Source organism: Pseudomonas salicis (genome assembly GCF_057128705.1).
Genome location: NZ_JBSKHU010000003.1, coordinates 226,269 through 248,871, shown reverse-complemented (window position 1 = coordinate 248,871; position 22,603 = coordinate 226,269). Strand labels below are relative to the sequence as shown.

General features: G+C 61.1%; 20 protein-coding genes. 12 read left to right on the top strand and 8 right to left on the bottom strand.

Annotation, left to right across the window (positions count from 1 at the left end):
* Positions 1–5: 5 nt before the first annotated feature.
* The 3 genes from ACWKWE_RS11845 to ACWKWE_RS11835 all read right to left on the bottom strand — a co-directional run bounded on the left by ACWKWE_RS11845 (position 6) and on the right by ACWKWE_RS11835 (position 2,524).
* Positions 6–494, bottom strand: coding sequence for a (2Fe-2S)-binding protein (locus ACWKWE_RS11845; RefSeq protein WP_483850626.1), 489 nt, complete (start codon positions 492–494; stop codon positions 6–8).
* Between the two features lie 294 nt (positions 495–788).
* Positions 789–1,247 (bottom strand): MarR family winged helix-turn-helix transcriptional regulator, encoded by a 459-nt coding sequence (locus tag ACWKWE_RS11840; protein WP_166594915.1) that lies wholly within the window; start codon positions 1,245–1,247, stop codon positions 789–791.
* Between the two features lie 227 nt (positions 1,248–1,474).
* A complete protein-coding gene (locus tag ACWKWE_RS11835; RefSeq protein WP_483850625.1) occupies positions 1,475–2,524 on the bottom strand; it encodes a 2,5-dihydroxypyridine 5,6-dioxygenase in 1,050 nt (349 codons plus the stop codon).
* A 356-nt stretch (positions 2,525–2,880) separates the two neighbouring features.
* Between ACWKWE_RS11835 and ACWKWE_RS11830 the strand changes: the two genes are divergently transcribed.
* The 4 genes from ACWKWE_RS11830 (at position 2,881) to ACWKWE_RS11815 (ending at position 7,115) form a co-directional block, all read left to right on the top strand.
* Positions 2,881–4,029: an FAD-dependent monooxygenase gene (locus ACWKWE_RS11830; protein ID WP_166594913.1), complete on the top strand. Its 1,149-nt coding sequence runs from the start codon at positions 2,881–2,883 to the stop codon at positions 4,027–4,029.
* The gene (locus ACWKWE_RS11825; RefSeq protein WP_483850624.1) at positions 4,026–4,844 is read left to right on the top strand and encodes an alpha/beta fold hydrolase; all 819 of its coding nucleotides are present in this window, start codon (positions 4,026–4,028) and stop codon (positions 4,842–4,844) included. Before ACWKWE_RS11830 ends, ACWKWE_RS11825 begins: the two co-directional genes overlap by 4 nt.
* A gap of 168 nt (positions 4,845–5,012) precedes the next feature.
* The gene (locus ACWKWE_RS11820; RefSeq protein WP_483850623.1) at positions 5,013–5,660 is read left to right on the top strand and encodes an N-carbamoylsarcosine amidohydrolase; all 648 of its coding nucleotides are present in this window, start codon (positions 5,013–5,015) and stop codon (positions 5,658–5,660) included.
* 141 nt (positions 5,661–5,801) lie between these two features.
* Positions 5,802–7,115: an MFS transporter gene (locus ACWKWE_RS11815; RefSeq protein WP_483850622.1), complete on the top strand. Its 1,314-nt coding sequence runs from the start codon at positions 5,802–5,804 to the stop codon at positions 7,113–7,115.
* Between the two features lie 157 nt (positions 7,116–7,272).
* Here the strand turns inward: ACWKWE_RS11815 and ACWKWE_RS11810 are convergent, their stop codons facing one another.
* Positions 7,273–8,235: an aldo/keto reductase gene (locus ACWKWE_RS11810; protein ID WP_483850621.1), complete on the bottom strand. Its 963-nt coding sequence runs from the start codon at positions 8,233–8,235 to the stop codon at positions 7,273–7,275.
* Positions 8,236–8,380: 145 nt separating this feature from the next.
* Here ACWKWE_RS11810 and ACWKWE_RS11805 point away from each other — a divergent pair, with 145 nt between their 5' ends.
* From ACWKWE_RS11805 to ACWKWE_RS11785, 5 genes are all read left to right on the top strand, one after another.
* Positions 8,381–8,716, top strand: a complete 336-nt coding sequence (locus ACWKWE_RS11805) for a hypothetical protein (RefSeq protein WP_166594908.1) — start codon at positions 8,381–8,383, stop codon at positions 8,714–8,716.
* 324 nt (positions 8,717–9,040) lie between these two features.
* A complete protein-coding gene (locus tag ACWKWE_RS11800; RefSeq protein WP_483850620.1) occupies positions 9,041–9,613 on the top strand; it encodes a TetR/AcrR family transcriptional regulator in 573 nt (190 codons plus the stop codon).
* A 63-nt stretch (positions 9,614–9,676) separates the two neighbouring features.
* A complete protein-coding gene (locus ACWKWE_RS11795) occupies positions 9,677–10,540 on the top strand; it encodes an SDR family NAD(P)-dependent oxidoreductase (RefSeq protein WP_483850619.1) in 864 nt (287 codons plus the stop codon).
* Between the two features lie 227 nt (positions 10,541–10,767).
* A complete protein-coding gene (locus ACWKWE_RS11790) occupies positions 10,768–11,739 on the top strand; it encodes a hypothetical protein (RefSeq protein ID WP_483850618.1) in 972 nt (323 codons plus the stop codon).
* Positions 11,736–12,104: a hypothetical protein gene (locus ACWKWE_RS11785; RefSeq protein WP_483850617.1), complete on the top strand. Its 369-nt coding sequence runs from the start codon at positions 11,736–11,738 to the stop codon at positions 12,102–12,104. Before ACWKWE_RS11790 ends, ACWKWE_RS11785 begins: the two co-directional genes overlap by 4 nt.
* A 121-nt stretch (positions 12,105–12,225) precedes the next feature.
* Here ACWKWE_RS11785 and ACWKWE_RS11780 read toward each other — a convergent pair whose 3' ends face one another.
* Positions 12,226–12,567, bottom strand: a complete 342-nt coding sequence (locus tag ACWKWE_RS11780; RefSeq protein WP_166594903.1) for a carboxymuconolactone decarboxylase family protein — start codon at positions 12,565–12,567, stop codon at positions 12,226–12,228.
* A gap of 113 nt (positions 12,568–12,680) precedes the next feature.
* Here ACWKWE_RS11780 and ACWKWE_RS11775 point away from each other — a divergent pair, with 113 nt between their 5' ends.
* On the top strand, positions 12,681–13,598 hold the full coding sequence (locus tag ACWKWE_RS11775; RefSeq protein WP_483850616.1) for an AraC family transcriptional regulator: 918 nt from the start codon (positions 12,681–12,683) through the stop codon (positions 13,596–13,598).
* 57 nt (positions 13,599–13,655) lie between these two features.
* On the opposite strand, the gene ligD is transcribed toward ACWKWE_RS11775, so the two are convergent.
* Together ligD and ku are read right to left on the bottom strand one after the other, a co-directional pair.
* A complete protein-coding gene (gene ligD, locus ACWKWE_RS11770; protein WP_483850615.1) occupies positions 13,656–16,286 on the bottom strand; it encodes a DNA ligase D in 2,631 nt (876 codons plus the stop codon).
* 79 nt (positions 16,287–16,365) lie between these two features.
* A complete protein-coding gene (gene ku / locus ACWKWE_RS11765) occupies positions 16,366–17,286 on the bottom strand; it encodes a non-homologous end joining protein Ku (protein ID WP_166594900.1) in 921 nt (306 codons plus the stop codon).
* Between the two features lie 235 nt (positions 17,287–17,521).
* Between ku and ACWKWE_RS11760 the strand changes: the two genes are divergently transcribed.
* Both ACWKWE_RS11760 and ACWKWE_RS11755 read left to right on the top strand, forming a co-directional pair.
* A complete protein-coding gene (locus ACWKWE_RS11760; RefSeq protein ID WP_483850614.1) occupies positions 17,522–18,721 on the top strand; it encodes an MFS transporter in 1,200 nt (399 codons plus the stop codon).
* Between the two features lie 167 nt (positions 18,722–18,888).
* Complete coding sequence (locus ACWKWE_RS11755) at positions 18,889–19,611, top strand: SDR family oxidoreductase (protein WP_483850613.1); 723 nt, start codon at positions 18,889–18,891, stop codon at positions 19,609–19,611.
* A gap of 138 nt (positions 19,612–19,749) precedes the next feature.
* On the opposite strand, the gene metC is transcribed toward ACWKWE_RS11755, so the two are convergent.
* Positions 19,750–22,491 carry a cystathionine beta-lyase gene (gene metC / locus ACWKWE_RS11750; RefSeq protein WP_483850612.1) on the bottom strand — a complete coding sequence of 914 codons (2,742 nt, stop codon included), beginning with the start codon at positions 22,489–22,491 and terminating at the stop codon, positions 19,750–19,752.
* Positions 22,492–22,603 lie beyond the last annotated feature (112 nt).

Sequence of the window (22,603 nt, the reverse complement as noted above, 5' to 3'; positions counted from 1 at the left end):
CCCGTTCAAAGCGAATGACGGGCGGCCCGCATGACCGCGCGAAGAATTTCAATGTGGGTGCCACAGCGGCAGAGGTTGGCCGACAGTTCGTTGCGAACCTGCGCTTCGGTCGGGTGCGGATTGCGGTCGAGCAAGGCTTTGGCGGTCATGATCATGCCGTTCATGCAGTAGCCACACTGCGCGGCCTGCTCGTCGATGAACGCCTGCTGCACCGGATGCGGGCACTCGCGGGAGCCTATGCCTTCCAGGGTGGTGATGTCCCGCCCCTCAGCCCCGGCGAGCGGGAACACGCAGGAACGCGCTGCAACTCCGTCGACGATCACCGTACACGCGCCGCATTCCCCCAGACCGCAGCCGTATTTCGGGCCGTTGAGGCGCAGGTCATTACGCAGGATCAACAACAGCGGGGTGTCCGCCATCGCCGTGACGGATGTCACCTGACCGTTGACCTGAAAGGTCACGGTCTTCTCTCCCGCCACTCGCGGCTCGCTCATCTCGCCTTCCCTATCTGTTACCGAGTGTCTCGGCCTTTTGGTGAAGTAGTTACTTCATGAACAGAGAGCAGGAAGCGTGCCAGTGAGGAAATGGATGTAAGAAACAAGAGTTGTTCTGCTGGAATGAAGATCCCCAACGGTAGGAGCGTGGCTTGTCCCGCGATCTGGCGCGAAGCGGCAGCAGAACCAGCGCTTGCGATCATCCAGAAAAATTTGATCGTGAGGTTTTGCGACTGCTACGCAGCCGATCGCGGGACAAGCCACGCTCCTACAGGTGGCGATTCACGGGAAGGCTTATTCGTCCGGCTCATCAATGAGCTTGCGCAGCAAGAACAAAACGGCCACGCGCTCGGCGGGGTTGAGTTTGCCGAGGGTGATTTCGCTGATCTGCGCAGCGCGGGGAACGGTTTCCTGCACCAACTGGAGGCCGCTGTCGGTGAGGCTGCAGATGACTTTGCGGCGGTCCTGCGGGTCTGGATCGAGGCTGATGAGGTCGCGGGCCTTGAGCCGGTCAACGATCCCGCGAATGGTCGCCTGATCCACCGCCGTGGCTTTAACCAGCTCGGTCTGCGAACTGGGGCCGTGGTCCCGGAGTGCACAGAGGGTGACAAACTGCACCGCCGTCAGCTGCGAGTCGCCGACGTTCTGCTGAAATATCGCCAGATGCCGCTGGTAGGCCTTGCGCAGCAAGTGGCCGACCTGTTCGGAAAAGGTGTAGGACTGATCGTTGTTGGAGGGGTTATCAGTGGACACGGATGACTCGTTCGGCGGGCTATTGAGAATGGTGGGTACATTAACGGTTGCGGCAGTTTAAGGGGAGTCTCAAGACCCACCCGGATCGAAACTGTGGGAGCGAATGTATTCGCGATACGGTGGTGCAAGCGACGGAGATGCGCCGAATGCACTGGCCAATCGTCGGAATGCCGCCAGAATGAATTCGCTCCCACAGGGTTCGGTGACCGGATCTTAAACGGTATATGTCAGGCCTTCGAGGCCTCCGGCGCCACCACATCCCCACTCAACACCACGGCCAGATCATCCAGATAAATGTCGCAATGACGCAGCGGAATATCCAGGTGACACGGCGTCTTGCGCTTGCCGCCCACTTCAGTGTTCGGGCCAGTGGAAAACAGGAAGTTGCCGTAGAACGCCCGCGCGTCCATGCACATGCCGTCGTTCTTGTCGTGCAGCCCCATGGCCGTCCACTGCGCGCGCGGCTGCAAACCCCAGCCGATGTGGGAAATGCCGTACACCTCCGGGTCGTTGAAATACTTCATGTAATCACGCAGGTATTCGGCCTCGAACCCGCCGTGAATCCGGGTGATAAAGCCTTTCTCGATCTCCAGGGTGATCTGCTCGCGGGAGTAGGTTTTGAACGGCAGCACGATGTCGCCCACGTCGATGACCAGCGTGCCTTCGGCGGTTTCTTCGTTCGGCCACGAGAACAGAAAGCCGCTCGGCCAGTGGTCCCAACGCCCCGGCTCATCGGCGAATCCGTACTCGGTGACTGAAGGGTATTGCCCCAGTTGCGCCCGGAAATCGCTGCCTGCACGGGATTTCACATGGATCGACCGCGCGCCTTTCAGCACCTGCTCAGCCGCCAGCACCCGCTCCTTGTCAGCCAGCGTTGGCAGCATGCGCGCCAGCACTTCCGGTGGCTCTACCGCCAGCAGAATCCGTGTTCCGGTCTTGAGAATCTGCTCCTGCTCTGGCGAGTGCAGCAGCATCATCGTGTCGACGATCAGGTCCGCCGCCTCCAGCGCCCGTTGCGCGGCGATATTGCCGGTCAGCGCCGTGTCGCCGCAGTACGCGGTCATGTCGTTGCCCATGGCCTTGGGGTGATTGAACGACGGCAGTTCCACCGCGTACACCTTGGCGCCCAGGCGCTGTGCGGCATCCATCGCAGCCCGCACCGTGCGCTGATCGGAGTAGTGACTCTTGAGCACCGCAACGCTCTGAGTGGCGTCGACTTTCGACAGTTTCAGCACGTGTTCGAACATCTGGGTCAATTCGCAATCGCTAACCGGCATCTCTCGTCTCCTCGGCATTCGGCTGGGTGTGCCCACGCGGCCTGCATGCACCATTGAAAGGCATCACGCTTCAGACTAGTGCATTTTTTAAAGCGTACACACTAATTAAAAGCGATAAGACATCAAATGGATGCAGTCTGCAATAGACACGCCACATCGTTACCCATGTACACAAGCCCCGTAATTGTTGGGTTACAAACAGTGACATGCCTGTTTGCGACGTCGCATGAGATTTTTTGAAATAGCTATTCACATTTCAAAAATTGAGCGTATACACTTTAAAAACGCAACACGGCGACAACCATCAATCGCCTGTCACTCATCCAGGATTCACGAAACACGAAGGAAAGCGCGCCATGCCTATTACGCAAAAAATCGCCATCGTCGGAGCCGGTCTGGGTGGGGCAGCCGCCGCCACTCTGCTGCAACAAGCAGGCTTTCACGTCGATGTTTATGAGCAAGCGCCGGAGTTTTCCCGCATTGGTGCTGGGATTCATATGGGCCCGAATATCATGAAGATTTTCCGCCGCATGGGCATCGAGCAGCCGCTGAGCGACATGGGTTCGCACCCGGATTTCTGGTTCAGCCGGGATGGCGCCACCGGCGACTACCTGTCGCGCATCGCACTGGGTGAATTCTCACGCAAGGAATATGGCGCGGCCTACATCACCGTGCACCGTGGTGACTTGCACGCGTTGCAGATGTCGACCCTGGCGCCGGGCAGCGTGCATTTCAGCAAATGCCTGACCACCCTTGAAGAGCGCGACAACGGCGTGCGCCTGAACTTCGCCGACGGCACCCATGCCGATGCCGACATCGTGATTGGCGCCGACGGCATCAACTCGAAAATCCGCGAAGAATTGCTGGGCCATGAAAAACCGCTGTACAGCGGCTGGGTCGCTCACCGCGCGTTGATCCGCAGCGACGTGTTGACCAAATACAACCTGGACTTCGAGAACTGCGTGAAATGGTGGAGCGAGGACCGTCACATGATGGTCTACCACACCACCGGCAAACGCGACGAGTACTACTACGTCACCGGCGTGCCCCACCCTGCGTGGGAATTTGACGGCAACTTCGTCGACAGCAGCCAGGCCGAAATGTACGAAGCCTTCGCTGGCTATCACCCCACCGTGCAGGCGCTGATCGAGTCCACCGAGAGCGTCACCAAGTGGCCGCTGCTCAACCGCAACCCGCTGCCGCTGTGGAGTCGTGGGCGCCTGGTGCTGCTGGGCGATGCCTGCCATCCGATGAAGCCGCACATGGCCCAAGGCGCGGGCATGGCGATTGAAGACGCCGCGATGCTGACCCGTTGCCTGCAAGAAACCGGTGTGAGCGACTACCGCACCGCCTTCGAACTCTACGAGGCCAACCGCAAGGAACGCGCCTCTCGCGTACAGGCCGTGTCCAACGCCAACACCTGGCTGCGCACTCAAGAAGACCCGGCCTGGGTCTACGGTTACGACCTCTATGGTCAGGAACTGAAATCGGGGGTGATCGCGTGAGCACGTTCATTCACGGCGGTAACGTCCAGGCCAACGGTATTCGTCAGCATTACCTGCGCTACGGCGGCACGAAACACGCGGGCAAACCCGCGCTGATCCTGATTCCGGGCATCACCAGTCCGGCAATCACCTGGGGCTTCGTCGCGGAACGCTTCGGTCAGTCGTTCGACACCTACGTGCTGGACGCCCGCGGTCGCGGTTTATCGTCCACCGGTCCCGACCTGGATTACAGCGTCGACACCTGCGCCGACGACATCAGCGCCTTTGCCGCCGCGATTGGCATCGACAGCTATCACTTGGTGGGGCATTCCATGGGGGCGCGTTTCGCGGTGCGGACGTCGGTGCGCAACCCGAAAGGCCTGAAAAGCCTGGTGCTGATCGACCCGCCGGTGTCCGGTCCAGGGCGTCGCGAATACCCGTCGAAACTGCCGTGGTACGTCGATTCGATCCGCCAGTCGCAGCGCGGCATGACCGCCGACGATATGCGCGCCTTCTGCGCGACCTGGACCGACGAGCAATTGCAGCTCCGTGCAGAATGGCTGCACACCTGCTACGAACCGGCCATCGTCCGCGCCTTCAACGATTTCCATGACGAGGACTTCCATCAGGACCTGCCGAACCTGCCGGTCCCTGCCCTGCTCCTCGTCGCGACGCGCGGCGGCGTGATTCAGGCAGAAGACGAAGCCGAAATCCGACAGCTGCAACCGACGATTCAGATTGCACGGGTGGAAGACGCCGGGCACATGATCCCGTGGGACAATCTGCCGGGGTTCTTTGCGGCGTTTGGTGATTTTCTGGGTGCGCCATTGGCTTAGCGCCATGCGCCCCCTCTGTAGGAGTGAGCCTGCTCGCGATTGAGATTTGTCAGGCACCGTTGCAGCGTCTGATTCAACGCATCGCGAGCAAGCTCACTCCTACAGGATCTGTATCAGACTTCAGACCGGATGCCACTTTTCGAAGCCGTGCTTCCCAAGGAGAACACAATGAGCAACCACCAAAGCGCCGACGCCAACTATCAAGGCGTCTGGGGCAATCGCATCGGCTTCGGGAAGAAACCGGCCTTGCTGATGATCGACTTCATGCAGGGCTACACCCAGCCCGGCGCACCGCTGTTTGCGCCCGGCGTGGTCAGCGCCGTGGCCGAGAGCGTAGAGCTGCTGGCCAGTGCGCGGCAGCACGGCATCCCGGTGGTGCACACCAACATCCGCTACCACCCGACGCATTTCGCCGACGGCGGCATGTGGGTGAAAAAAGCGCCGGTGATGAAGGACATGGTCGAGGGCAACCCCCTCGCGGCGTTCTGCCAAGAGGTCCTGCCGTTGCCCGAGGAAGTGGTGATCAGCAAGCAATACGCCAGTTCGTTTTTCGGCACCTCGCTGGCATCGATGCTGCACGCCCAGGGCATCGACACCGTGGTGCTGGCCGGTTGCTCCACCAGCGGCTGCATCCGGGCGACCGCCGTGGACGCCGTGCAGCACGGGTTCAGGACCATCGTCGTGCGCGAATGCGTCGGCGACCGCCACCCCGATCCCCATGAAGCCAACCTGTTCGACATCGACAGCAAGTACGGCGACGTCGTCAGCAAACACGCGGCGATGGAGCAGTTTCGAGCTACACGCCGGGAGCTATGAGCTATGAGCTAGAAGCTAGAGCTTAAGCGCGACGCAACCTTGCTCTTCTCTTGCAGCTTGAAGCTTGCCGCTTGCAGCTTGCCGCTTGCCCCTTGCCCCTTGCCCCTTGCCGCTCGCAACTAACGACGCCAGGAGACACCCATGCCCTCTGCGAATGTAGAAACCGCCGCGACAGACGCTGCGGACCCGATCAAAGCGCTGTACCACAAGATCACCTGGAAGCTCATTCCGTTCCTGTGTTTCTGCTACCTGGCTGCCTACCTGGACCGCATCAACATCGGCTTCGCCAAATTGCAGATGCTCGACCAACTGCACTTCAGCGAAACGGCGTTCGGCCTCGGCGCCGGGCTTTTTTTCGTCGGCTACATCCTCTTCGAAGTGCCGAGCAATCTGGTGCTGGAAAAAGTCGGCGCGAAGATCTGGATCGCCCGGATCATGATCACCTGGGGCGCGCTGTCGGTGTGCACCCTGTTCGTCAGCACCCCGATGCAGTTCTACGTCCTGCGTTTCTTCCTCGGCGCCGCCGAAGCGGGCTTTTTGCCAGGGGTGCTGTTCTACCTGACCACGTGGTTCCCGACCTACCGTCGCGGCCGCATCATCGCGCTATTCATGATCGGCTTGCCGCTGTCCAGCGTCATCGGCGGGCCGCTGTCGGGCTGGATCATGGGGCATTTCGATCAGTCCGCCGGGCTGCGCGGCTGGCAGTGGCTGTTCCTGATCGAAGGCATCCCGAGCATGTTGCTCGGCGTGCTGACCTTCTGGGCCTTGCCGAACGGCCCGAAAGACGCCAAATGGCTGAACACCGCTGAGCAGGCATTGCTCGAAGGCGAGCTGCGGCTGGACGATGCCGAGGGCAAGGACAGCAAGCACAGCTTCCGTGACGGCTTCTTCAACCTGAAAGTGTGGATGCTCGGCGGCATCGACTTCTCGATCCTGCTCAGCGCGTACGCCATGGGTTTCTGGATGCCGACCTTCATCAAAAACGCCGGGGTCACCGACACCTTCCACATCGGCGTGTTGACGGCCCTGCCCAGCGTTGCGGCCCTGATCGGCATGCTGATGATCGGTGCCAGTTCCGACCGCCGTCGTGAGCGTCGCTGGCACATCATCGTGCCCTTCTGGATCGGCGCCGTGGCCATGGCGGCCAGCCCGTTCTTCACCCATAACGTCGTGGCGACGGTGGTGCTGTTCGCGATTGCCTCGGCAGCGATCATCGGTGCGGTGCCGGTGTTCTTCAGCCTGCCCGCGACCTTCCTCAAAGGCCGCGCTGCCGCGACCGGCTTTGCACTGGCCTGCTCGCTGGCGAACATCGCGGGACTGGTGAGCAACTCGATGATGGGCATCGCCATCGACGTCACCGGCAGCAGCGCGGGGGCGTTGTGGTTCTTTGCCGGGTGCCTGATTCTCAGCAGCCTGCTGGTGGTGGCACTGCCAGCGAAGTTGGTGAATCGATAGAAAGCGGCACCCCATTCCACCTGTGGGACCGAATTCATTCGGGACAGCGATTGATCAGACGAAAGAGATGTAGCGTGTGATCGGGCGCCTCGCGAATGAATTCGCTCCGACAGGTATTCATGTCAACAGATACCCATGTCAACGCTGCCTCATTCCCTCACCCCATCAACGCGATCAACTGCTGCCGCTGCGCATCGGTCAACAACTGCCCCATCGCTGCGCCCGCGTTGTCCTTCATGTACTTGGGATTGCCCGTCCCAGGAATGGCGCAGGTGACGGCGGGGTGGGAGATCAGAAACTTCAGCGCCAGTTGCGCCCAACTGGTCGCCTGCACTTCCCCCGCCCAGCCGGGCAGTGGCTTGTCTTTCAGACGCCCGAGCAACCCACCCCCGCCAAACGGTCGATTGCAGATGACCGCCACCCCACGCTCGCGACACAACGGCAACAGCCGCGCCTCCACCGCCCGGTCGTCCAGCGCGTAATTGATCTGCAGAAAATCCAGCTGTTCAGCCTTGAGAACTGCTTCCACTTCGTCATAGGCCGACGAGGTGTAGTGGGTGATGCCGATGTAGCGAATGCGGCCCTGCTCTTTCCACGCACGCAAGGTCGGCAGGTGGGTTTTCCAGTCCAGCAGGTTGTGGATTTGCATCAGGTCGATGCGGTCGGTCTGCAACAGGCGAAAGGAGTCCTCCATCTGCGCGATGCCCTCCCGCTTCCCACGGGTCCACACCTTGGTGGCAAGAAACGCCGGGGAACGCGGCTGATGAATCGACAGCAGTTCGCCGGTGGTTTGCTCGGCCCGGCCGTACATGGGGGAACTGTCGATCACCGTGCCCCCGGCCATGAACAGCTCATCGAGGACGTGGGGCAATGCCTTGTATTCATCACTCCCTGGCGCAACGTCGAAGCCGCGATAGGTGCCGACGCCGATCATCGGCAGGGCTTCGCCACTGGAAGGAATGTTTCGAGTGAGCATCTTGCGGCCTCCTTGAGTGCCGGGCGTTGCCGCCGGTGAGAGGGAATCTGCATCTGCGGCGGCGGAGTCAAACACCAGCGCCGCCGAGACGCCCGCCGCGAGGGTCAGCAGGCGCCTGCGGGTGAACAGCGTTGAATGATTCATGGCGAGCCCCTCGATCGGACATTGATTGATCGACCGGCAAGGTCGGCGTCGGTTCAATGGCCATTTCGTCCGGTCGGACAGGTTTGCGGGAACGCACTGTGTCCGCTGCGCGTCACACAATAAGCACTGACCCTGGAGCCCCGACATGAAGACAGTGATCACTCTGCAAGAACTCGTTGAAGCAGACCTGCGGCCCTACAAGGAAGTCTGGCTGACATCAGCGCAGGCGCTGGCGGAAAGCGGGCATAAAGAAGACGAACTGTGCCTCTGGCGTTCCGAACTGGCCTTCACCCACGACATGATGAGCGAAGGCTGCCACGACCAGAACATGCACGGTGTCTGGCTGGTGGTCGACGATATCGACAATCCCGAAGAAGTGCTGGAGGTCGAAAACGACGTGCGCCAGCGGCTGCAGGATCTGGGGCTTCAAGGCGAGTTCTACCCGGCGGAAGTGGGCGATGGGCATGCGTTTGCGCGGTGAACGCTGCGCCGACAGAGCGATCGCGGCTGACACGTGTACTCCTGCCGAAACACGGTTTTCCTGTGGGAGCGAATTCATTCTGGGCGGCATCCCGACGAAACGTCGATACACGCGTCACATCTCTATCGTCTGAACCGATTCGCGAATGAATTCGCTCCTACAGAGGGTCCGCGCTTGCCCCCTGTTCTGCCGGAGCGCGCTTCCACAATGAGGTGTGCAGTCGGCACAATCGACACCATCCGTCAGGGCAGTCAGACGCCACTTGCGGAGAAACATGTCTGCACGTATAAATGAGCACCTACTCACTCATTACATGATGTTTCCATGGCCCGCCCGAAAAGCGAAGACAAGCGCAACGCCCTGATCGATTCTGCCCTGCGGGTGTTCGCCGAGCAGGGACTGGGGGCGCCGACGTCAAAAATCGCCAAAGGCGCGGGGGTGGCCGAGGGAACGCTGTTCAATTATTTCGAGACCAAGGACGACCTGCTCAACCAGGTCTATCTGGAACTCAAGGCCCAGTTGCGCGACGCGATGATCCCCGGTTATCCCAAGGACAAAGACGTCAAATCCCGCCTGCACCACGCCTGGCACACCTACGTTGGCTGGGGCGCGGCAAACGCTGAAAAACGCAAGGCCATGGCGTTGCTGATGATGTCTGATCGCATCACTGACACCACCCGCGTCGCTGGCAGCGAGGCCTTCAACGACATCAGCGCCCTGCTCCACGAAGGCTCGTCGTGCAACACCTTTCGCGACCAACCCCCGGCTTTCGCCGCCGCGATCATGCGGTCGCTGGCCGACACCACCATGGATTTCATGAGCAATGAGCCTGAGCACGCCGAGCGTTACTGCGAAGCAGGCTTTGTGGCGTTCTGGAATGCAATTGCAAGGGACTGATTTTTTTGACAAATAAATGAGTGATTACTTACTCACATACCTCTCACGAACAGGATTTACACCATGTCCAACGTCTGGTTGATCACCGGCGCCGCCAGCGGCCTGGGTCGAAACATCGCCGAGGCCGTTCTGGCCTCGGGAGACCGGCTGCTCGCCGCTGCGCGCAATATTCAACGCCTCGACGATCTGGTGGAACGCTATGGCGCCCAGATCCTGCCCTTCGAACTGGACGTGACCGATGCCATTGCCGCCAAGGCCGCCGTACAGAAGGCAGTGGAAACGTTCGGGCGACTGGACGTGCTGGTCAACAACGCCGGTTTCGGCCACATGCTGCCCTTCGAACAAACCGAAGAGGCCGCCTTCCGCACCGAATTCGAGACCAACTTCTTCGGCGTGGTGAACCTCTGCCGCGCTGCGGTCCCGGTGATGCGTGAACAAAGCGCGGGGCGCATCATTCAAATCTCGTCGGTGGGCGGCCGCCTGGCGACACCGGGCATGACCGCGTACCAATCCGCGAAATGGGCCGTCGGCGGTTTCTCCGACGTTCTGGCCACCGAAGTCAAACCCTTGGGCATTCACGTGACCACGCTGGAGCCGGGCGGCATGCGTACCAATTGGGCCGTGCGCGCTCGGGGCCATGACACGCCAGTGATGCCCGCCTACGAGGCCAGCGTCGGCATGATGTTCGGCGTGCTGCGCAAAATCGCCGGCAACGAAAACGCCGATCCGGACCGCGTCGCCCAAGTCGTGCTCAAGGTGGCGGCCCATCCACAACCGCCGCTTCGACTGTTGCTGGGTAGCGACGCGCTCAAATACCTGACGCCCGTCGAAGCGGACCGCGCCGACACCGCCGAACGCTGGAAATCCATCAGCACCTCGGTGGACGTCGACGCCAGCGGCCCCGTGCCGCCGTTGCCACCACACTAAGGGCACTGCCATGAACGTCTTGATGTTCGGCGCCACTGGCAGGGTGGGCCAAGGCGTACTGCGCGAGTGTCCGGTGGAGTCCTGAAGGAATCATCAAGGAGAGCCCTGTGTAGGGGCTTTCCGAAAATCCTGTAGTCAGGCCGTTTTGGGCGGGTGGGTTGATGACACGTGCCGAATCGCGTCTTTATTGTCGCCTCCTCATTTCGCCGAAACAGGAGGCTACTCCCGTGTCGAAACCTTACGCGTTCGTGAACGAACGGCCCCAGTCCTACCACTACCTGCGCGATCACCTGCTCGCCATCCCGCTCGGCGCTCGCCCGAAGTTCGATCAACTCAATCCGTACCTTAACAACGTCGTCGTCATGCCCGGAGAAGTCGTGATCGTGGGCGACGGCCCTGCACACCTGTGTACGCCTGAAGAGACGCAACTGATGCAACTGGCGCAGGACGTGCGCATGTCCATGATCGGCACCTCGGGCACCGAGCGCGAAATCATGGTTCAGAACTTCGACATGCTCCAAAGCATCATGTCCTATGGCTCGATCGGGATCGGCGCCAGCACCGGGGCGTGGAACAAGCACCTCAGGGAAGTCGAGAACACCCTCAAGGAAATCGAAGCGCTGCATCAGCGGTGGAGATCCGGGGCGTTGACCAATGACCAGTTCTTTACTCAACGCCGTACGTTGTTCGCCCGGATGGAGACTCTCCTGAAAGGCATCGGACGATTCGGGACCGGGCTGAATAACCAGGGGAAGATGAAGCGCATTCTTGGGATTTCGAGCAAGAGCTATCTGCACACTGGCGAGATTGCGGACTATGCGAAGAACGTCAACGGCGTTTCCAAAATGGCGGGGGCGATGAGCAAGGGAGCTTACGTTGGTATAGCGCTGGATGTCGGCGCAGGGGCGTTGGAAATCAAGGAGGCTTGTTCGACTGGGCGGGACGAGGAATGCAGCAGGGCTAAGTACGTGGAGGGCGGAAAAGCGGCAGTAGGTATTGGGCTAGCGACAGTGGGCGGTACGGCTGGGCTCTACTTGGCAGGGGCTTTTTGCATTGCGATAGGAATACCAACCGGAGGCATGGGGACATTGGCATGTGCCGTAATAGGAGGTTCTGTAGGGGCATACGCAGGTGGCCAGGCAGGGTCGTACTTCGGCGAACAGGCTGGGGAAAAACTGTTTGAGCACATCGAACGATGACCCCCGACAATTCTGCCTGGATCGCCGTTTCTATTAGCGCACTGACACTGCTCAATTTTGCGTTTCTGATGTACTCGGCCTATTGGAAGCTCCCGCTTGCCGAGCGGCATTTGGCGGATAGCCTTATCGTTTCGAGCACAAAGTCAGTCTGGAAAGGTAACGGCCCCGTTGCACGATTGAACAGGCTGAGCGCTATAGCACTGGTCTTCACAATGCGAGGTTTGCTTGAAAGGCGAGGCTTGGTACAGCACGACATCGTTAATGATGTGCCGCTGAGCCTGCGTATCTGGACAGCGGGCCCCATCTTGAGCAGTTGTCTGATGCTCGTGACCGCCGTTGGTTACTGGTTTTTGGAGCAGATCTGAAAGTAGCAGTCCGGCTTGCTGGCGGTGGCGATTTGAATGGCGCCACCGCCGGCAAGCCGGACTGCTACGAAACGATAACGCCTTCATCAACAAGCGGAACGGTTACACAACGACCGCTCCCTTACTTCTTCAACGCATCAAACGCCTCAAGCGCATGCATTGAGTAGATGTACGCCGCCCCGGCATTCAGCGAGATGGCGGTCGCGGCGGCGGCCGCCACTTCTTCACGGGTCGCACCGGCGGCAATGGCGGCTTCGGCGTGAGCCCCGAGACAACCGTCGCAGCGGGTGGTGATGGCCACGGCGAGTGAAATCAGTTCGCGGGTCTTGGCGTCTAGCACGTTGTTTTCCGCCGAGGCATCGCCAAGGGCCATGTAGGCCTTGACCATTTTCGGGTTGGATTTGGACAACGAGCCAAAGGATTGCTTGATGGTGGAAACGAGGTCGGGCCAATTGCTGAACATGGTGGTATCTCCTGAGAGCGGCGGCTAGACTGCGCCGGGAACACGCACAGTCTCCGCCAACCAGGTATTTGTAACTTGCTCGTTTGGCTCATTTCTTTGTCAGAAAGTCGCATATGCACGCCATCGACACACTCATCACCCTCGCCGACGTCCGTGGACGCCTCGATCTGCGCTGCCAGTTTCAGGGCGACTGGGCGCTGGACCACGAACAGGAAGCGGACGGCGTTGCGCCCTATCACATCGTGCTGGCGGGGCAGTGCCAGGTCGAACTCTCCGATGGCCGCCGCTTGAAGCTGGTCGCGGGGGACATCCTCGTATTGCCCGATGGCATGAGCCATCTGTTGATCAGTCCCGGCCCACGCGTGCCCGCGTCGAGACCGCAGCTGGAGACCGGAGGCCTGTTGACGGTGCAGCGGTTTGGTCACGGTGCAGAGCCGGACCTGCTTTGCGGGCGATTTCTCTATCAGCGTCATTCGATGCTGTTTTCTGCCCTGCCGGATTATCTGCTGATTTCGACCCAAGCCCTGGACGCCTGCGATCCCCTGCCCGCGCTCGTGGCATTGCTGCGCAGCGAAGCGGACGCCAATCGACCGGGCGGCCAGTTCATGGTCAACGCGCTGACTTCGGCGCTGTTCACCTTGGTGCTGCGCGCACATCTGCAACAGTCGCCGCAAAGCGAAGGCAGCCTGGCGTTACTGGGAGACAAACGCTTGGGACGCGCGTGGCAAGCCATGCTCGACGACCCCGCCCACCAATGGACTGTCGACACCCTCGCAGAACGGGCGAGCATGTCCCGCGCCACTTTCGTGCGCGCGTTCGGCAAACTCAGCGGCAGCTCGCCCTGGACCCTGCTCACCCAAGTGCGCATGCAAATGGCCTACGGGTTGTTGAGCCGGTCGCAAAGTGGCCTGAGCGACATCGCCGCGCAGGTGGGGTATCAGTCGCAAGCAGCGTTCAGCAAGGTGTTCAAGGACACCTATGGCATGGCGCCGGGGCAATTGCGGCGACGTCTCGATTCCCGGGAGTCCTGAACGGGTCAACCTGCGACGCAAAAATGGATGGCACGCCAAGCTCCCCGTGGGGCGGCATCAACTCGGCGCCTTCACCCCCAGCCGCTTCCACATCGGTTTGGTAATGCGCTGGGTATTCTTGTACCCCGCCCACGGATCGGCCTTGAGCTTGCGCAGGCGTTTTTGCAGGTTGGCGATGTTCCATTGGGCCGAGGATTTGAGGCTGGTCAGCTCATCCCGGGCAATGGGCACCGAGACCGGTAATCCAGGTCGGGCGCGAACCGAGTAGGCCGCGACGGTGCTGGCGCCTCGGGTGTTGCGCAGGTAATCGATGAAGATTTTGCCGATGCGATTCTTCGGGCCGGACGTCGCGGTGAACCGTTCCGGTAACTGCTGCGAGATGAACTGCGCCAGCGCTTTTGCGAAGGCTTTCACTGTGTCCCAATCGGCCTTGCGCGCCAGCGGCACGAGGATGTGCATGCCCTTGCCGCCGCTGGTCTTGATGTACGCATCCAGCCCCAGTTCGTCGAGCACCGACAGGGTCAATTGCGTCGCCTCGACCATGCTGCGCCACGGCAGATCAGTGTCCGGGTCGAGGTCGAGGACGAAGTGATCGGGCAGTTCAATCTGGTCGTACGTCGAACCCCAGGTGTGCAGTTCGATGGTGCCCATTTGCGCCGCCCCGACCAGTGCCTGCACGGTGTCGATTTCCATCAGCCGCGCATGACCGGGGTCGAGCTCAGGGTCGAGCTGTTTTATGTTGGGAATCGCCAGCCGCTCAGAGTGCTTCTGAAAGAACTGTTCGCCCTCGACGCCTTCCGGACAGCGCAGCAGCGCCACGGGACGATGGTCGAGATGCGGCAGAATCCAGTCGGAAATCGATTCGTAGAAATGCGCGAGGTCAATCTTGTGCAAGCCGCTTTCCTTGTCGATCACCCGCTCCGGGTGACTGATCAGCACGCCCGCCACTTCGATCTTATCCTTGCCCGACCGTGTGCGGGCAGGCTTGGAGGGCGGCTCTTCAGTCTTGGAAGCCCCTGATTTAGAGGCCTTGGGCTTGAACGGCGCTTTGATGTCTTTCGGGGTCCTCGGGTATTCGTGGACCACTTCCTCAGCCGGTTTGTCGCTGCGCAAGGCAATAAAGGATGAGTGACGGATGATGCCTTCGCGGGTCCATTCGCCAAACTCCACCTCACCCACCAGCGTCGGCTCGATCCAGTGCACCCCTCGGGCCTGGGCGCTGGTGAGTTTTTTCGCCAAGGGCGAGGCGTCCTGTTCAAGCGCCTTCATCTGCCCGAACATGTCGTCGAGCATTTTCTGATTGAAACCCGTGCCGACCCGCCCGGCGTACACCAAACCGGCGCCCTCCTCGTTCACCGCCAACAGCAACGCGCCAAACCCGCTGCGCGTGCCCTGGGGCTTGGTGAAACCGACGATGACGAACTCCTGCCGCAACTTGCACTTGAGCTTGATCCAGTCCGGGCTGCGGCGGGACTGGTATACGCTCCCCGCCCGTTTGCCGATCACGCCTTCAAGGGACAACGAACACGCGCTCTCGATGATGTCGCGATGGTTGGCCGAGAAGGCATCGGAAAAACGCAGCAGCCCCTTGGCTTGCCGACCAAGCAGTTTTTTCAACGCAGCCCGACGCTCTTCCACGGGCTTTTCGCGGATGTCTTCGCCGTTGAGAAACGGCACGTCGAACAGGTAGTACACGATGTCCTTGCTGCGGCCGATCTCGAACGCGTTCTGCAATGCCTGAAAATCCGGCAGCCCGGCGTCGTTGAGCACCACCACTTCGCCGTCGAGCCAGCCATCGCCCAGGTTCAGATCGGCGATGGCCTTGGCCTGCAACGGCAGACGGTCGGTCCAGTCATGGCCGTTGCGGGTGATCATGCGCACCTCGCCGTCGCGAATCCGGGCCATGATTCGGTAGCCGTCGAATTTGATCTCGTACAGCCAATCACCCGCCGGCGGGGTGTCCATCAGGGTGGCGAGTTGAGGGGAAAGCTTGTCCGGGATGCTGGATTTCTTCGTCGCCGCTTTCTTACTTGCAGGTTTTGAGGCCGCTGGCTTCTTCTCGGCTACCGGCGCCGAGGCCGCCTTGCGTTTCGGGGCTTTAGCCGTGCTTCGTCCCTCGCCCACCATCGCACCACTGACCACGCTTTCCGGCTTGTCGGCGACGATGTCGTATTCGTCCGCCGAGCGCACTGCCTCGTCCTTTTCCTTGATCAACAGCCACTGTTCCTTGTCGCCGCTGCCCTGCAAATGGGTGCGGACCAAGGCCCAGTCGCCGGTCAGTTTTTCGCCGATCAGGGTGAATTTTAGTTTCCCGGCTTTGTAGGTGGCGCGAGGGTCGCCGTGGGGCTGCCAGATCCCCCGGTCCCAGACGATCACGTCTCCGGCGCCATACTGCCCCTCGGGGATGCTGCCCTCGAAACTGCCGTAGCCCAGCGGGTGATCTTCGACGTGCACCGCCAGGCGTTTGTTTTTTGGGTCCAGACTCGGGCCTTTTGGCACGGCCCAACTCTTGAGCGTGCCGTCCAGTTCCAGTCGAAAGTCGTAATGCAGATTGCGCGCATCGTGCTTGTGAATGACGAACGTCAGCGCCTTGCCTTTGCTGCTGCGAGCCCGGCCCGAGGTTTCGGGGGGCTCGGAAGTGATGTCGAAATTGCGCTTGCGGGTGTACTCACTCACAGGTTTTGCCATGATCGATCAGTCCTCTGCACCCCGCGTTCGATACGCCGGGCAGTTCTCAACACAAGGCGCTGCGTCTTAAAAGAGGGGCTCAGGACGCCTTGGTCGTCTTTTTCCTTGCAGGGGCTCGCCGTTTGGCCGGGGCTACATCATCAGCGGCTGCGGTTTTGCTCTTGCTGGCAGGTTTGGTTTTCACTGGGGCCTTGGCGGAACCGCCGCGGCTGCCCAGACTGCGTTTGAGCAATTCAGTCAAATCGATGACATCAGCGGATTTGCGCTCGGTCTCCCCGGCGTCGGTTTCCACGTCTTCAATCTTGCCTTCCCGGGCCTTGGTCTCGACCAGCGTCATGATCTGGTCCTGGAACGTGTCACGGTATTCTTCGGCGTCCGGGGTCCAGTCGGTGCTCATGTCCTTGACCAGCCGCTTGGCCATGTCCAGCTCGCTCTTGCTGAGCTTCACGTCGGTGGCTTCCTTGGGCAGGTCCAGACTGTCCAGCCCGCGCACTTCAGCGGGCCAGCGCAGCAACACCAGAATGATCGCCGACTCCAGCGGCATCACTGCCGCCAGATGTTGACTGGTACGGATCACCACATGAGCCAGCGCGACCTTGCCGGTGTCCACCAGCGTCTGCCGTAAGAGAGCGTAGACCTTCTCGCCGCGCTTGTCGGGTGCAAGGAAGTACGGCGTGTCGATGTTTTGCAGCGGAATCTGCGCGCTGTCGACAAAACCGAAGATGTCGATGGTCTGCGTCGACTTGGGGTGCGCGGCGCGAATCTCGTCTTCGCTGATGACCACGTAGCGGCCCTTCTCGTACTGCACGCCCTTGACGATATTTTCCTTGGTCATCTCCTTGCCGGTAACCTTGTTGATCCGCTTGTAACCGACCGGGTCCATGCTGCGCTTGTCCAGCCAGTCGAAATCCACGCCCTGCTGCGACGTCGCCGACACCAGCGCCACAGGGATGTGCACCAGCCCAAAACTGATCGCGCCCTTCCAGATTGCCCGAGCCATCGCGTTAATTCCCAAGGGGTGTGTAAGGGAATGACCGGGGCGCGAGGGGAAAAGTTTCGGGCGGACGACGGAACCACGCTTGAGGGGCGTCGTACCATTCCTTTCAGGCATAGGTCATATCAATCCAACAGACCTTCTTAACGCAATGGAAAAGCGTTAGCCTGCTCACCATTCTTCATCCATGCCCGTGCCAGAGCGTTTCCGGCATCGGTGCTACGTCTTTTGAGAACCCGCCATGACTTCCACGTCCCAGACCGCTGCCCTCGGTGCAACCATGACCAAAGGGCTGGCGATGCTGTTTGCGTTTTGCTGCGGCGCCATCGTTGCGAACATTTATTACGCTCAACCGATCATTGGCCTGATTGCCCCGGACATCGGGCTGTCGAGCACGCTGGCCAGCCTGATTGTGTCGCTGACGCAGATTGGCTATGCCGTGGGCCTGTTTTTCCTGGTGCCGCTGGGCGATTTGCTGGAAAACCGCAAGCTGATGATGGCGACGACGGCGGTGGCGATTCTGAGCCTGTTGAGCGCTGCGTTCGCCGAGACGCCCAATCTGTTCCTGCTCGCCTCGCTGCTGGTGGGATTCAGCTCGGTGGCGGTGCAGATTCTGATTCCGTTGGCCGCGCATCTCGCCCCCGAAGAAACCCGTGGACGGGTCGTCGGCAGCATCATGGGTGGCCTGCTGTTGGGCATTCTGCTGGCCCGTCCGGCGTCCAGCCTGATTGCCGACCACTTCGGCTGGCGCGCGGTGTTTGGCACCGCCGCCGTGATGATGTTGCTGATCAGCGTCGTGCTGGCCACGACCATTCCCAAACATCAGCCGACTCACAACGCCAGTTACGGACAGTTGCTGAAGTCCCTGTGGACGCTGTTGGTCAAGCAGCCGGTGCTGCGCCAGCGGGCGTTTTATCAGGCCTGTATGTTTGCGACGTTCAGCCTGTTCTGGACCGCCGTACCGCTGGAGCTGGCCAACAACCACGGCCTCTCGCAAAGCCAGATTGCGCTGTTTGCGCTGGTCGGGGCGATTGGCGCCATTGCCGCGCCCTTTGCCGGTCGGCTGGCGGACGCCGGGCATAGCCGTCAGGCAAGTCTGTTCGCGATGCTGTTCGCCGCCCTGAGCTTTCTGCCCAGCCTGGTGCAACCCGCGTACGCCGTCATCGGCATGGCCGTGACCGGCGTGGTGCTGGATTTCTGCGTGCAGATGAACATGGTGGTCGGCCAGCGCGCCGTTTATGCCCTCGATGCGAAGAGCCGCAGCCGCCTGAATGCGCTGTACATGACGAGTATTTTCCTCGGCGGCGCCACAGGGTCGGTGATCGCCAGCGCGCTCTACGACCACGGCGGCTGGGGCTGGATCGTGATCGCGGGCAGTGCGTTTCCGCTGGTGGCGCTGCTGATGTTTTTGAAAAACTCGACGGGATCACGCGCTGCCTGAACCGTTGAGAGCACGACGAACGCAAGACCTGTGGGGGCGAAGCATTCGCGAAAAATGTACAGCCGACGCCGCTCTGTCGACTGGAAGATCATTCGCGAATGAATTCGCTCCCACAGAGATCCCCACCCCATTCATGACTTATTTTCCGACTCCCAAGGAGTGATTCCATGACCTCCCGCACCTTCCTCATCACCGGCGCCAGCAAAGGCATTGGCCGCGCCCTGTCCGAATCCCTGGCGGCCGCAGGGCATCAGGTGGTCGGCATCGCCCGCAACGCCGATGACCCGACTTTCCCCGGCGTGCTGATCGAACTGGACCTCAGCGACAAGGCGCAGACCCGCTGCGGCCTGACCGAACTCGCGCAGCATTACCGCTTCGACGGGCTGGTCAACAACGTAGGGCTGGTGCGCCCACAGCCTTTGGGTGAAATCGAACTGGAAGACTTCGACGCCGTGATGAGCGTCAACCTTCACTCCGCCCTCCTCGCCACCCAGGCCCTGCTGCCGAACATGCGCGAACAGGGTTGGGGCCGCATCGTCAACATCTCCAGCCTGACGGTGCTCGGCATCACCCAACGCACGGCCTACGCTGCCGCCAAGGCCGCGCTGATCAGCTTCACCCGCTCTTGGGCACTGGAACTGGCCCAAACGGGCATCACCGTCAACGCCATCGCCCCCGGCCCGACCGAAACCGAACTGTTCCGCCAGAACAACCCACCGGGCAGCGAAGGCGAAAAGCGCTACCTCTCCGGCGTGCCCATGGGCCGCTTCGGCCAACCGGAAGAAATCGCTTCGGCGATCGCCTTCCTGCTGTCAGAGCAGAGCGGGTTCATCACCGGGCAAACGTTGTTCGTGGATGGCGGGGCGTCGGTGGGTAAGGCGGGGTTTTGAACCGCTAACCCCTGACCCCCGTGATTCCGGCAGCCAACGCAAACACCCTGTGGTAGCGAATTTATTCGCGAAGGGCCAGGTCTACCGACGCATCTCTATCGGCTGGTCCATTGTTCGCGAATGAATTCGCTCCCACAGTCAACGAATCGCCGCAAACCCTCTTTCCAGGTCTTCGATCAACGCGCTGACGTCCTCCAGCCCGATGTGCAATCTCAGCAGCGGGTTGAGGGTTTTGTCGGTAGCGTTCTGTCGGTCGTGGACGTTGGCGGGGATGATCAGGCTTTCGAAACCGCCCCACGACGCGCCAAGGCCGAACAGGTTGAGGGCTTCGATGAACGGCGCCTGCAAGGTGGGATCGTTGTCAGCCAGTTCGAAGGTGAGCAGGCCGTTGCTGCCGGTGAAGTCGCGTTTCCACAGGGCGTGGTTCGGATGATCGGGCAGCGCCGGGTGGAAGACGCGTTTGACCTGAGGATGCTGCTGAAGCCAGCGCGCGACCTCCAGGGCCTGGCGCTGATGGGCGTCCAGCCGCGTGGCGAGGGTGCGGGCGCCGCGCAGCACGAGGTAAGCGTCATCGGGGCTGACGACGCTGCCGAAGGTGTCCGTCATGACGGCCAACGGTTGCCAGACGGCTTGGGTGGTGCAGACGCTGCCCATCACCACGTCGCTGTGCCCTGACAGGTATTTGGTCAGGGCCATGATGGAAATGTCCGCGCCCAGTGTCAGCGGTCGGTACTGGTAGCCCGAGCCGTAGGTGTTATCCACCGCCAGCAAAATTCCCCGCGCCTTGCACAGCGTGGCAATGGCCGGCAGGTCGGCCAGTTCGTACAACAGTGAACCGGGCACCTCGGCATAGACCATTTTGGTGTTGGTTTGCAGTTTGTCTTCCAGCCCGCTGCCGTCGGCATTGAAGTAGCTGTATTGAATGCCGAACGGTTTGAGGAACTCCTCGGCCACTTGCCGCACCGGCGAGTACACCGCGTCGGTGATCAGCACGTGATCGCCGGGGCGCAGGTACGCCAGAAAGGTCTGCGCGACGGCTGCCAGTCCGGTACTGAACAGGCGCGTGCGATAGCCGCCTTCCAGTTCCGTGACCAGATCTTCCAGCTCGAACGCCGTCGGATTGCCCCGCGCGCCGTAGGTCAGCACGCGTTCGGTGTCGCGGCGTTTGCGCGCGTCGCGCATGTCGTCAAGGCTGTCGAACAACACCGTGCTCATGCGCGACACGGACGGGTTGACCCAGCGCACGCCGCTGCCCTTTTCCCCGCGGGCCGCGTGGATCAAGCGCGTGCGCACCCGGCTCTCGTTTGCGCTGGATGCCAAGGGCTTGAGGCTGGCAATTTCCTGCGTTGTCATCTGCCCCAGCAAGCCGATTTCCCACGCCAGGTATTGGCGTGCGGCGTCTTTGTTGCCCGAGTGGCGATCATGGGTGAAGAACAGGAAATCGATGCACTGCTCGTCGGGTGGATTGCTGGCATCTTCGGCCAGCGCAAAACCCGCTGCCTGCCAGGTTTTGAAATCCAGCCAGCGGACGTGCTGACGTTGCGATTCCGGCAGTTCAAGGGCGGCGATGGCGGCAAGGTTTGCATCGTCTGCGACGAGGACGATCGGCTGGGTCTGAGCAGCAAGATCATCCGCCAGGCGCGTGCGAATCGACCACACCGACCCGGCAATGTGTGCTTTGCGATAGGCCATGCTGCTGCGCAGATCGATCAGCGCAACGGTGTCGTCGCGCAGCGCATCCTGCAAAGCCGCCGCGCTGATTTCAGGCAACGCCGGCGCATACGACTCAGCCCTGACCGGCAACGCCAGGCCACTCTGCAAACCGCCTTCCAGCACATAGGCCTCATGCCCCAACTGACGCAGCCAACTGGCAACGATGGGGGCACGGACGCCGTCGTTGTCGAGCAGCACCAGACGCGCCCCGCGCACCCCGACATAAAGATCAGTGGACTGAATCAGCTGCCCGCCAGGCGTATGTTGTGCACCCGGCAAACTGCCAAGGGCAAATTCTTCAGGGGTGCGCACGTCGCCCAGAAACAGGCTGCGTGACGGGTCCTGCGACCACGCGATGACCTGGTCGGCCTTGACCGTCTGCACACCGGCACGTTGTGCCAGCTGTTGCGCGGCGTCACGTTGCGGGGCCAACGACGCGGTGGGCGATACGTCCGGATAGCGCCGCGCACTGCCGTGTTCAAGCGGCAGATCGGCGAGGTACCAGCCCTGCGTGCCGTTTTCCAGCGCGTAGACCGGGTTCTTTACGCCAAGGTCGATGAGGGTCTGTGCGCCGATGATACTGCGGGTGCGACCGGCGCAATTGACGACGATGGGGGTGGTGTCATCCGCCACCAGTTCCTTCAGGCGATAGCCCAGTTCGCCGTTCGGGCAGCAGATGGAACCGGGAATGGTCATCTTGCGGTATTCGTCGAACGGGCGGCCATCGAGGACCACCAGCGGCTCACCTTTGGCCTGCCACTCCGCCAGTTCGTTGGCACTGATGTGCGGCGTGTGACTGGCCTCTTCCACCAACTCACCAAACGCCTTGGACGGCACATGCACCCCGGCGAACAATTGCAAACCCGCCGCCTGCCAACCGTCGGCGCCGCCGTCAAGCACGTGCACGCGACTGTAGCCCAACGTCTCCAGACGCTGCGCGGCCTTGCGCGAAATGTCATTGCCGGTCTGGTCGTAGATCACCAGACGCACGTCAGGGTTGGGCGCCAGACGGCGGGCTTCGAGTTCAAGGCGGCTATAGGGCACGTTCACCCCGTGAAACAGATGCGCTTCGCCGTACTGGCCGTGCTCTCGCACATCGAACAGGGCGATTTCCTGGCCGTCGAACAGCCAGGTTTGCAGGTGGTGCGGGGTGACTTTTTGGCTCATGGGGGTTCTCGTGATTCTGTCGTGTGGCTTGGTCTTGTGACTAACGCGACCTTGTAGGAGCGCGGCTTGTCCCGCGACCGGCTGCGAAGCAGTCGCAAATCCATACACCCGG

Coding starts and splice junctions, on each gene's coding strand:
- ku (WP_166594900.1), bottom strand. CDS start 17,286: ATGGCTCGGGCAATCTGGAAGGGCGCGATCAGTTTTGGGCTGGTGCAC.
- ACWKWE_RS11760 (WP_483850614.1), top strand. CDS start 17,522: ATGACTTCCACGTCCCAGACCGCTGCCCTCGGTGCAACCATGACCAAA.
- ACWKWE_RS11780 (WP_166594903.1), bottom strand. CDS start 12,567: ATGTTCAGCAATTGGCCCGACCTCGTTTCCACCATCAAGCAATCCTTT.
- ligD (WP_483850615.1), bottom strand. CDS start 16,286: ATGGCAAAACCTGTGAGTGAGTACACCCGCAAGCGCAATTTCGACATC.
- ACWKWE_RS11775 (WP_483850616.1), top strand. CDS start 12,681: ATGCACGCCATCGACACACTCATCACCCTCGCCGACGTCCGTGGACGC.
- ACWKWE_RS11755 (WP_483850613.1), top strand. CDS start 18,889: ATGACCTCCCGCACCTTCCTCATCACCGGCGCCAGCAAAGGCATTGGC.
- ACWKWE_RS11785 (WP_483850617.1), top strand. CDS start 11,736: ATGACCCCCGACAATTCTGCCTGGATCGCCGTTTCTATTAGCGCACTG.
- ACWKWE_RS11835 (WP_483850625.1), bottom strand. CDS start 2,524: ATGCCGGTTAGCGATTGCGAATTGACCCAGATGTTCGAACACGTGCTG.
- ACWKWE_RS11795 (WP_483850619.1), top strand. CDS start 9,677: ATGTCCAACGTCTGGTTGATCACCGGCGCCGCCAGCGGCCTGGGTCGA.
- ACWKWE_RS11845 (WP_483850626.1), bottom strand. CDS start 494: ATGAGCGAGCCGCGAGTGGCGGGAGAGAAGACCGTGACCTTTCAGGTC.
- ACWKWE_RS11810 (WP_483850621.1), bottom strand. CDS start 8,235: ATGAATCATTCAACGCTGTTCACCCGCAGGCGCCTGCTGACCCTCGCG.
- metC (WP_483850612.1), bottom strand. CDS start 22,491: ATGAGCCAAAAAGTCACCCCGCACCACCTGCAAACCTGGCTGTTCGAC.
- ACWKWE_RS11820 (WP_483850623.1), top strand. CDS start 5,013: ATGAGCAACCACCAAAGCGCCGACGCCAACTATCAAGGCGTCTGGGGC.
- ACWKWE_RS11805 (WP_166594908.1), top strand. CDS start 8,381: ATGAAGACAGTGATCACTCTGCAAGAACTCGTTGAAGCAGACCTGCGG.
- ACWKWE_RS11815 (WP_483850622.1), top strand. CDS start 5,802: ATGCCCTCTGCGAATGTAGAAACCGCCGCGACAGACGCTGCGGACCCG.
- ACWKWE_RS11830 (WP_166594913.1), top strand. CDS start 2,881: ATGCCTATTACGCAAAAAATCGCCATCGTCGGAGCCGGTCTGGGTGGG.
- ACWKWE_RS11800 (WP_483850620.1), top strand. CDS start 9,041: ATGGCCCGCCCGAAAAGCGAAGACAAGCGCAACGCCCTGATCGATTCT.